The sequence below is a fragment of the Pseudomonas sp. PGPR40 genome (genome assembly GCF_022014505.1).
In the GTDB taxonomy this organism is placed as follows: domain Bacteria; phylum Pseudomonadota; class Gammaproteobacteria; order Pseudomonadales; family Pseudomonadaceae; genus Aquipseudomonas.
Window position 1 is genome coordinate 1 of the sequence record NZ_JAKLSP010000049.1, and the last position, 9,881, is coordinate 9,881.

The following is a 9,881-nucleotide window of genomic DNA, read 5'->3' on the forward strand; positions in this document are numbered from 1 at the left end:
AGCTAGGGTTGATCTCAATACTGGATACGATAAACCGGCTTAGCCGCATAGCCTGAACCGCCGTATACGGAACCGTACGTACGGTGGTGTGAGAGGACGGCGGATGTAAATCCGCCTCCTACTCGATACTGGATGACGAGCTGCGTCAGCTCGACACTGTTTCTTGCCGGGTGGCAGTGGCGCTCTGTTCGTTCGGGGAGGTGGCCGAGGCTATCTTTACTGCATGCAGCCCTTTGGGGCCCTGGATGATCTCAAAGCTAACAATTTGCCCAGCCTTGAGGGTTTTGTATCCGTCCATTTCAATAGCTGAATAGTGGGCAAAGAAATCGATGTCCTTGCCATCCTCGTCACGACCTTCTCTGGCGTCGGTGTTAATGAAACCGAACCCCTTGGCATTGTTGAACCATTTCACCTTACCGACAGCCATACCCATATCCCTCTGCAACAGACTCCATCACTGGAGTATCATCCAGTTAATCCGCAGTCTGATCTTGTAAATAGATTGACTCCGCGGACCTTTTTTACCCACTGTGGGCTCTATTGTTTGTAACACCGATTTTCCGATAGTCAAGGTGACCTAGCAGTTCTGCCAGTAGTGGTTGAAAACGCTGCTGATCGCCCCCACCATTGTCTTCGAACCACTGACGAACCTTTCTTTCCATGCATGCAATCAGCCAGATTCGACTAACATTCAATCAGGATCGCCCGACTCTCCAAAAAGATCACCCGGAGGTACACGACGACGATTCCGCAGGCATTGCTGTTCAGGAGGCCAAGCCTGCTTTACAGGCGCCGCCTATGTATAAGGTGGTTTTGTTTAATGATGACTACACACCGATGGATTTCGTCGTCGAAGTGCTCGAGGTGTTTTTTAACCTGAATCGCGAGCTGGCGACCAAGGTCATGCTGGCCGTCCACACAGAAGGACGGGCAGTATGTGGAGTGTTTACCCGCGACATCGCCGAGACCAAGGCCATGCAGGTCAACCAGTACGCCAGGGAAAGCCAGCATCCGCTACTCTGTGAAATCGAGAAGGACGGTTAATCGCCGACCACTTGGGTATGAGGTGAAGCTATGTTAAACCGCGAGCTCGAAGTCACCCTCAATCTTGCCTTCAAGGAGGCTCGCTCGAAGCGTCATGAATTCATGACTGTCGAGCACCTGCTGCTGGCCCTATTGGATAATGAGGCTGCCGCCACCGTTTTGCGTGCCTGCGGCGCAAACCTCGACAAACTCAAGCATGACCTGCAGGAGTTCATCGACTCCACCACGCCATTGATCCCTCTCCATGACGAGGATCGTGAAACCCAGCCAACCCTGGGCTTCCAGCGTGTATTGCAGCGTGCTGTCTTTCACGTACAGAGCTCGGGCAAACGCGAAGTGACTGGTGCCAACGTACTGGTCGCAATCTTCAGTGAGCAAGAGAGTCAGGCAGTGTTTCTGCTGAAACAGCAGAGCGTTGCGCGCATCGATGTCGTCAACTACATCGCCCATGGCATTTCCAAAGTGCCGGGGCATGGCGATCACTCTGAAGGTGAACAAGATATGCAGGACGACGAGGGCGGTGAGTCTTCTTCTTCAGGCAATCCTCTGGATGCTTATGCCAGCAACCTCAACGAACTCGCGCGCCAGGGGCGTATCGATCCGTTGGTAGGCCGTGAGCTGGAGGTCGAGCGCGTCGCGCAGATCCTCGCGCGTCGTCGCAAAAACAACCCGTTGCTGGTAGGCGAGGCGGGCGTGGGTAAAACCGCGATTGCCGAAGGCCTGGCCAAACGGATTGTCGACAACCAGGTGCCGGACCTGCTGGCCAATAGCGTGGTGTATTCCCTCGATCTGGGGGCCTTGCTGGCCGGGACCAAATACCGTGGCGATTTCGAGAAGCGCTTCAAGGCGCTGCTCAATGAGCTGAAAAAACGTCCGCAGGCGATTTTGTTCATCGACGAAATCCACACCATCATTGGTGCGGGCGCTGCGTCCGGTGGCGTCATGGATGCTTCGAACCTGCTCAAGCCATTGCTGTCTTCGGGCGACATTCGCTGCATCGGTTCGACCACGTTCCAGGAATTCCGCGGGATCTTCGAGAAGGACCGTGCTCTGGCTCGGCGATTCCAGAAGGTCGATGTGTCGGAACCTTCGGTGGAAGACACCATTGGCATCCTGCGTGGCCTGAAAGGGCGTTTCGAAGCGCACCACAACATCGAATACAGCGATGAAGCCCTGCGCGCCGCTGCTGAACTGGCCTCGCGTTATATCAATGACCGGCACATGCCGGACAAGGCCATCGACGTCATCGACGAGGCGGGCGCCTATCAGCGTCTGCAACCGATCGAGAAACGCGTGAAACGCATCGAAGTGCCTCAGGTCGAGGACATCGTTGCGAAAATCGCGCGAATTCCGCCGAAACACGTCACCAGTTCCGACAAAGAGCTGCTGCGCAACCTTGAGCGTGACCTGAAGCTCACCGTTTTTGGCCAGGATGCGGCGATCGACTCGCTGTCGACCGCGATCAAGCTGTCCCGTGCCGGCCTCAAGTCGCCTGACAAACCCGTCGGTTCGTTCCTGTTCGCAGGGCCGACCGGTGTTGGTAAAACCGAGGCCGCGCGGCAACTGGCCAAGGCGTTGGGGGTCGAACTGGTTCGCTTCGACATGTCCGAGTACATGGAGCGCCACACCGTATCGCGTCTGATCGGTGCGCCTCCAGGCTATGTCGGGTTCGATCAGGGCGGTCTGCTGACCGAAGCCATCACCAAGCAGCCTCACTGCGTGCTGTTGCTCGATGAAATCGAGAAGGCGCATCCGGAAGTCTTCAACCTGCTGTTGCAGGTCATGGATCACGGTACGCTGACCGATAACAACGGGCGCAAGGCGGACTTCCGTAACGTGATCGTCATCATGACGACCAACGCCGGTGCCGAGACTGCGGCGCGTGCTTCGATCGGTTTCACCTATCAGGACCACTCGTCCGATGCGATGGAAGTGATCAAGAAGAGCTTCACGCCAGAGTTCCGTAACCGTCTGGACACCATTATCCAGTTTGGTCGCCTCAGTCATGAGGTCATCAAAAGCGTGGTGGACAAGTTCCTTACCGAGCTTCAGGCGCAACTGGAAGACAAGCGTGTGTTGCTGGAAGTCACCGACGCGGCTCGCAGCTGGCTGGCGGCCGGTGGTTACGACACGGCAATGGGGGCTCGACCAATGGCGCGCTTGATTCAGGACAAGATCAAGCGTCCGCTGGCGGAGGAGATTCTCTTTGGCGAACTGGCCGAACATGGCGGTGTGGTACACATCGACATCAAGGACGGCGAGCTGACCTTCGAGTTCGAGACCACGGCTGAAATGGCCTGACGTTAAACCGCAACAAAGCAAAAGGCGCCGATTGGCGCCTTTTTGCTGTCTGGTCGATTTGATCGTTCCAACGCTCCGCGTGGGAATGCAGCCCGGGACGCTCCGCGTCCCTTCAAAAGCCGAACGCAGAGCGTCCGTTGAGGCATTCCCACGCAGAGCGTGGGAATGATCGGTAGCTAATTCACGCACAAACAAAAACGCCCGGCATGGCCGGGCGTTTTGTATTGACTTGATTAGCGAGCGCGGTAGGTGATGCGCCCTTTGCTCAAGTCATAGGGCGTCAGCTCGACGCGCACTTTGTCGCCGGTAAGAATACGGATGTAGTTCTTGCGCATCTTGCCGGAGATATGCGCGGTTACGACGTGCCCATTTTCCAACTCCACACGAAACATGGTGTTGGGCAGGGTGTCGACGACAGTGCCTTCCATTTCGAAGCTGTCTTCTTTCGACATGCAGTAAAGCCCTCGGTGTCCAATGAATGGCCCGGTGCAACTGCGCCAGGCAAAAGCGGCGTGCATTGTGCCCGAAAAATGGGGTTTAAGCCAAGGGGTTCTAGCTCAGGATGACCCAACGCTGATTAATCAGCAGTTCAATAGGGCGATATTGGGTCTTGTAGCTCATTTTTTTGCAGTTTTTGATCCAGTAGCCGAGGTAGACCGCTTCCAGCCCCAGGCGTCGGGCTTCGGCAATCTGCCAGAGAATCGCGTAACGCCCCAGGCTGCGACGCTCCTCGCCGGGCTCGTAGAAGGTATAGACCGCCGACAGGCCGTTGGGCAGCAAGTCGGTGACGGCAACCGCCAGCAGGCGGCCTTCGAGACGAAATTCGTAGAACCGGGAGAACGGCAGGTCGCGCACCAGGAAGGTCGAAAACTGGTCGCGGCTCGGCGGATACATATCGCCATCGGCATGACGTTGTTCGATATAGCGCTGATAGAGGTCGAAGTACTCTTCGGTGAACTTTGGTCTGGCCGGGCGCACTTGCAGGTCGGCATTGCGTTTGACAATGCGTTTTTGTTGACGGTTGGGCGTAAATTGCGCCACAGGAATGCGCGCCGGTACGCACGCATTGCAATGCTGGCAATGGGGCCGGTAGAGATGATCGCCACTGCGGCGAAAGCCCATTTCCGACAGATCTGCATAGACGTGCACATCCATGGGCTGACTAGGATCGAGGAACAGCGTCGTGGCCTGCTCCTCGGGCAGATAACTGCAAGAGTGGGGCTGAGTGGCATAGAACTTCAAACGCGCCAACTCGGTCATGATCAACCCTCGGGATAAGCTTTTGATAAGTGTAAGCCACGCACGCAAAAGTCGCTCAGCAAACCCAGGTAGCGCCGTCGGGTTGATCCAGGTGCCGCGCAAGGTAGCCGGCAAATTCGCGGCGGGGAATCGCTCGGGCGCCCAGACTGTGCAGATGATCGGTAGGCATCTGGCAGTCGATCAGCACAAAACCTGAGTCTTTCAGATGTCGCACCAGTGTGGCAAAGCCATATTTGGAGGCGTTGTCGGCGCGACTGAACATCGATTCGCCGAAAAACAGCTGCCCCATGGCCAGGCCGTAGAGCCCGCCGACCAGCATGCCACTGTCCCAGACTTCCACCGAATGGGCGTAACCGCGCTTGTGCAATTCAACGTAGGCGTCCTGCATCGCTTGGGTGATCCAGGTACCGTCAGCGTACTCGCGCGGTGCGGCGCAGGCGCGGATGACTGCGGGAAAATCCCGATCGAAGGTCACTTGATAGCGTTGTTGGCGTAACAGTTTGTTCAGGCTGCGGGAGACGTGCAGTTCGTCGGGAAACAGTACCGTGCGCGGATCCGGCGACCACCAGAGAATCGGCTGGCCCTCCGAGAACCACGGAAAGCAACCGTGACGATAGGCTTGAATCAGACGATCGGCAGACAGATCGCCGCCCGCGGCCAGCAGCCCATTGGGGTCGCGCATGGCTTTTTCCAGGGGCGGGAAGGTCAGGGTGTTGCGTTGTAACCAAGTCAGCATGGTATCCGGGCTTGCAGAAGGGGAGGGCGGTGGCGGACCGTTGAGCCCGCCTTGTAGGAGGTTAACCGTCAAACGGTGGGGATGTCATCGAGATACTTCTCGGCGTCCAGCGCGGCCATGCAGCCGGCCCCGGCGGACGTCACCGCCTGGCGGTAAATATGATCGGCCACGTCACCGGCGGCGAACACGCCTTCAATGTCGGTAGCGGTGGCGTCACCTTCGCTGCCGCCCTTGACCAGCAGGTAGCCGTCACGCATTTTCAGCTGGCCCTGGAACAGGTCGGTATTGGGCTTGTGGCCGATGGCGATGAATACGCCGGCCAGCGACAACTCATTGGTTTCGCCCGTATGGCTGTGCCGCAGGCGGGCACCGGTCACGCCGCTGGCGTCGCCCAGTACTTCGTCCAGGTTCTGGTTCCAGTGCAGCCGGATATTGCCATTGGCGGCTTTTTCGAAAAGCTTGTCCTGGAGGATCTTCTCCGAGCGCAATTTGTCGCGGCGGTGAATCAGGTGAACTTCCTTGGCGATGTTTGACAGGTACAGCGCTTCCTCCACGGCCGTGTTACCGCCGCCGACCACTGCGACCACTTGGTTACGGTAGAAGAAGCCATCGCAGGTGGCGCAGGCCGAAACCCCTTTGCCGGCAAAGGCTTCTTCCGATGGCAGCCCCAGATATTGCGCGGAAGCGCCGGTGGCGATAATCAGTGCATCACAGGTGTAGGTGCCGCTGTCGCCGATGAGCTCGAACGGGCGCTGTTGCAACTTGGCGGTATGGATGTGGTCGTAGACGATCTCGGTGTCGAAGCGTTCGGCATGTTTCTGCATGCGTTCCATCAGTACCGGGCCGGTCAGGCCTTCGACGTCGCCGGGCCAGTTGTCGACTTCGACGGTGGTGGTCAGCTGGCCACCTGCCTGTATGCCGGTGATGACAACGGGTTTGAGGTTGGCGCGAGCGGCATAAACGGCTGCGCTGTAACCGGCAGGGCCGGAACCCAGAATGATCAGGCGGGAATGCTTCGCTTCACTCATAAAAACACCTCATAAGCCTTTGTCACAAAAGAGAATGCATGCTCAAATTGGACCGCGCGTACTGTGCTGTTGGCTATGCTGCACCCAAGGGTCTCAAGCATGGCATCGGGCGAACAAACCCGTACAATGCCTGCTTGTAACAGTGTTTGTATCAAAAAAGCGGTGCGTGCCGTATTTCGAAAAACCGGGGCGCAGTGTTAAAAGTAGTCTCAGTTGCGCCTGTTAACTTTTTTACCTGCCTGGATTGGGCAGTTTTTATAGTCATTCAACAGATGGACGCGCCATGGGCGCAGGAAAAGAAGCGTTTTGAAGAAATCCACCGCAGCACCTAAAACAGTGGTCCCGCTCTGGCGCCAGCAATTGCACTACCGACTCAAGGAAGGTGCATTGATCGCCATCGGCGCTTTGTGCCTGTTCCTGATGATGGCTTTGTTGACCTACGGCAAAGACGATCCGGGCTGGAGCCATAACAGCAAGATCGACGATGTGCAGAACTTCGGCGGGCCTGCCGGCTCTTACAGTGCCGACATCCTGTTCATGGTCCTGGGTTACTTCGCCTACATTTTCCCGTTGCTGCTGGCGGTCAAGGCCTATCAGATCTTCCGCCAGCGCCACGAGCCGTGGGAGTGGAGCGGCTGGCTGTTCTCCTGGCGCCTGATCGGCCTGGTGTTTCTGGTGCTGTCGGGTGCAGCGCTGGCCCACATCCATTTCCATGCGGCGACCGGTCTGCCGGCCGGCGCAGGTGGCGCTTTGGGCGAAAGCCTCGGCGATCTGGCCCGGAACGCGCTGAACATCCAGGGCAGCACGTTGTTGTTCATCGCGCTGTTCCTGTTCGGCCTGACAGTGTTCACCGATCTGTCGTGGTTCAAGGTGATGGACGTTACCGGCAAGATCACCCTGGATCTGTTCGAACTGTTTCAAGGCGCGGCCAATCGCTGGTGGACGGCCCGTATGGAACGCAAACAACTGGTCGCCCAACTGCGTGAAGTCGACGATCGCATGCATGACGTGGTCGCACCGACAGTCTCCGACAAACGCGAGCAGGCCAAGGTCAAGGAGCGCCTGATCGAGCGCGAGCAGGCCCTGAGCAAGCACATGTCCGAGCGCGAGAAGCAGGTGCCGCCGGTGATTGCCCCGGCTCCGCCCAAACCCGCAGCGCCCAGCAAACGCGTGGAAAAAGAGAAGCAGGCGCCGTTATTCGTCGACAGCGCCGTGGAAGGCACCTTGCCACCGATCTCGATTCTCGACCCCGCGGAAAAGAAACAACTCAATTATTCGCCTGAATCCCTGGCGGCCGTCGGCCACTTGCTGGAAATCAAGCTCAAGGAATTCGGCGTCGAAGTCTCGGTGGACTCGATTCACCCGGGCCCGGTCATTACCCGTTACGAAATCCAGCCAGCAGCCGGCGTCAAAGTCAGCCGCATCTCCAACCTGGCGAAAGACCTGGCCCGTTCCCTGGCCGTGACCAGTGTGCGTGTCGTGGAAGTAATTCCGGGCAAGACCACGGTCGGTATCGAGATCCCTAACGAAGACCGGCAGATCGTGCGCTTCTCCGAGGTCTTGTCGACCCCCGAGTACGATAACTTCAAGTCCCCGGTCACCCTGGCCCTGGGGCATGATATCGGCGGCAAGCCGGTCATCACCGACCTGGCGAAGATGCCGCACTTGCTGGTGGCCGGTACGACCGGTTCCGGTAAGTCGGTGGGTGTGAACGCGATGATCCTGTCGATTCTGTTCAAGTCTGGCCCGGAAGACGCCAAGCTGATCATGATCGACCCGAAAATGCTCGAACTGTCGATCTACGAAGGCATTCCGCACCTGCTGTGCCCGGTGGTCACCGATATGAAGGACGCCGCCAATGCCTTGCGCTGGAGCGTCGCCGAGATGGAACGGCGCTACAAACTGATGGCGAAGATGGGCGTGCGTAACCTGTCGGGCTTCAACGCCAAGGTCAAGGAAGCCCAGGACGCCGGCGAGCCGTTGAGCGATCCGCTGTACAAGCGCGAAAGCATCCACGACGAGGCTCCACTGCTGCAAAAACTGCCGACCATTGTCGTGGTCGTCGACGAATTCGCCGACATGATGATGATCGTCGGCAAGAAGGTTGAAGAGCTGATCGCCCGTATCGCCCAGAAGGCCCGTGCGGCCGGTATCCACTTGATCCTCGCGACCCAGCGGCCGTCGGTGGACGTGATCACCGGTCTGATCAAGGCGAACATTCCGACTCGTATGGCGTTCCAGGTATCGAGCAAGATCGATTCGCGGACCATCATCGACCAGGGCGGCGCCGAACAACTGCTGGGCCACGGTGATATGTTGTACATGCCGCCGGGCACTAGCCTGCCGATTCGTGTTCACGGCGCATTCGTGTCCGATGACGAGGTTCACCGGGTGGTCGAAGCCTGGAAGCTGCGCGGCGCGCCGGAATACAACGATGACATCCTTGCCGGTGTCGAAGAGGCCGGTAGCGGCTTTGAAAACGGCGGCGGTGGCGGTGACGATGATGCCGAAACCGATGCGCTCTACGACGAAGCGGTGCAGTTCGTACTGGAAAGCCGTCGCGCGTCCATCTCTGCGGTTCAACGCAAGCTGAAAATCGGCTACAACCGCGCGGCACGTATGATCGAAGCCATGGAAATGGCCGGGGTCGTGACATCCATGAACACCAACGGTTCGCGTGAAGTCCTGGCCCCTGGCCCGGTGCGCGACTGATCCGGTTTTGAAAGGGGCGGTGTCTTGAGACGCCGCCCGCACTCCCACGAATGTTTATGAGGACTCCCATGCGTCTTATCCGCATGCTGTTGCTGCCGGTACTGGCTTTGACCACGCTCTCGGCCCACGCCGATGACAAGGACGTGGCGCGTCTGACTCAACTGCTGGAAAAGTCCCAGACCCTGACCGCGCGCTTCTCCCAGCTGACCCTCGATGGCAGCGGCACTCAGTTGCAGGAAACCGCGGGTGAAATGTCCTTGCAGCGTCCTGGGTTGTTTTACTGGCACACCAACGCGCCGGCCGAACAAACGATGGTCTCCGACGGCAAGAAGGTGACGTTGTGGGATCCGGACCTTGAGCAGGCCACCATCAAGACCCTTGATCAGCGCCTGACCCAGACCCCGGCATTGCTGCTGTCGGGCGACGTGTCCAAGATCAGCCAGAGCTTCGACATCAGCGCCAAGGAAGCCGGTGGCGTGATCGACTTCACCCTGAAGCCGAAAACCAAAGATACCCTGTTCGACAGCCTGCGCTTGTCGTTCCGCAATGGTCTGGTCAATGACATGCAGATGATTGACAGCGTCGGTCAGCGCACCAATATCCTGTTCACCGGCGTGAAGGCCAACGAGCCGATTCCTGCGTCCAGATTCAAGTTCGACATCCCTAAGGGTGCCGATGTGATCCAGGAATAAACTGTAGGAGCGAGCATGCTCGCGAAGGCGGTGTATCTGAAACATTGATGTCGACTGATACTCCCTCTTCGCGAGCAAGCTCGCTCCTACAAGGATTGCGATGCCAAG

General features: G+C 58.0%; 9 protein-coding genes. 4 read left to right on the top strand and 5 right to left on the bottom strand.

What is annotated here, in order from left to right; all coding sequences use genetic code 11:
* Positions 1-145: 145 nt before the first annotated feature.
* Positions 146-427, bottom strand: coding sequence for a cold shock domain-containing protein (locus tag MEB48_RS27905; RefSeq protein WP_123358425.1), 282 nt, complete (start codon positions 425-427; stop codon positions 146-148).
* Positions 428-660: 233 nt separating this feature from the next.
* Between MEB48_RS27905 and clpS the strand changes: the two genes are divergently transcribed.
* Both clpS and clpA read left to right on the top strand, forming a co-directional pair.
* The gene (gene clpS / locus MEB48_RS27910; RefSeq protein WP_030130931.1) at positions 661-1,044 is read left to right on the top strand and encodes an ATP-dependent Clp protease adapter ClpS; all 384 of its coding nucleotides are present in this window, start codon (positions 661-663) and stop codon (positions 1,042-1,044) included.
* Positions 1,045-1,074: 30 nt separating this feature from the next.
* Positions 1,075-3,345 (top strand): ATP-dependent Clp protease ATP-binding subunit ClpA, encoded by a 2,271-nt coding sequence (gene clpA / locus MEB48_RS27915; protein ID WP_030130932.1) that lies wholly within the window; start codon positions 1,075-1,077, stop codon positions 3,343-3,345.
* 233 nt (positions 3,346-3,578) lie between these two features.
* Here clpA and infA read toward each other — a convergent pair whose 3' ends face one another.
* The 4 genes from infA to trxB all read right to left on the bottom strand — a co-directional run bounded on the left by infA (position 3,579) and on the right by trxB (position 6,369).
* Positions 3,579-3,797: a translation initiation factor IF-1 gene (infA, locus tag MEB48_RS27920; RefSeq protein WP_002553999.1), complete on the bottom strand. Its 219-nt coding sequence runs from the start codon at positions 3,795-3,797 to the stop codon at positions 3,579-3,581.
* Positions 3,798-3,897: 100 nt separating this feature from the next.
* Positions 3,898-4,605, bottom strand: coding sequence for an arginyltransferase (locus MEB48_RS27925; RefSeq protein WP_095053175.1), 708 nt, complete (start codon positions 4,603-4,605; stop codon positions 3,898-3,900).
* Between the two features lie 55 nt (positions 4,606-4,660).
* Complete coding sequence (gene aat / locus MEB48_RS27930) at positions 4,661-5,341, bottom strand: leucyl/phenylalanyl-tRNA--protein transferase (protein ID WP_237886951.1); 681 nt, start codon at positions 5,339-5,341, stop codon at positions 4,661-4,663.
* Between the two features lie 68 nt (positions 5,342-5,409).
* Complete coding sequence (gene trxB / locus MEB48_RS27935) at positions 5,410-6,369, bottom strand: thioredoxin-disulfide reductase (protein ID WP_237886952.1); 960 nt, start codon at positions 6,367-6,369, stop codon at positions 5,410-5,412.
* 306 nt (positions 6,370-6,675) lie between these two features.
* On the opposite strand from trxB, the gene MEB48_RS27940 reads away from it, so the two are divergent.
* Entirely contained in the window at positions 6,676-9,081 is a 2,406-nt protein-coding gene (locus MEB48_RS27940) for a DNA translocase FtsK (RefSeq protein WP_237886953.1), read from the top strand.
* Positions 9,082-9,149: 68 nt separating this feature from the next.
* Entirely contained in the window at positions 9,150-9,773 is a 624-nt protein-coding gene (gene lolA / locus MEB48_RS27945) for an outer membrane lipoprotein chaperone LolA (RefSeq protein ID WP_237886954.1), read from the top strand.
* Positions 9,774-9,881: the final 108 nt, after the last annotated feature.

Excerpts from the sequence above, each read along its gene's own strand:
- MEB48_RS27905 (WP_123358425.1), bottom strand. The coding sequence starts at position 427 with ATGGCTGTCGGTAAGGTGAAATGGTTCAACAATGCCAAGGGGTTCGGT.
- clpS (WP_030130931.1), top strand. The coding sequence starts at position 661 with ATGCATGCAATCAGCCAGATTCGACTAACATTCAATCAGGATCGCCCG.
- clpA (WP_030130932.1), top strand. The coding sequence starts at position 1,075 with ATGTTAAACCGCGAGCTCGAAGTCACCCTCAATCTTGCCTTCAAGGAG.
- infA (WP_002553999.1), bottom strand. The coding sequence starts at position 3,797 with ATGTCGAAAGAAGACAGCTTCGAAATGGAAGGCACTGTCGTCGACACC.
- MEB48_RS27925 (WP_095053175.1), bottom strand. The coding sequence starts at position 4,605 with ATGACCGAGTTGGCGCGTTTGAAGTTCTATGCCACTCAGCCCCACTCT.
- aat (WP_237886951.1), bottom strand. The coding sequence starts at position 5,341 with ATGCTGACTTGGTTACAACGCAACACCCTGACCTTCCCGCCCCTGGAA.
- trxB (WP_237886952.1), bottom strand. The coding sequence starts at position 6,369 with ATGAGTGAAGCGAAGCATTCCCGCCTGATCATTCTGGGTTCCGGCCCT.
- lolA (WP_237886954.1), top strand. The coding sequence starts at position 9,150 with ATGCGTCTTATCCGCATGCTGTTGCTGCCGGTACTGGCTTTGACCACG.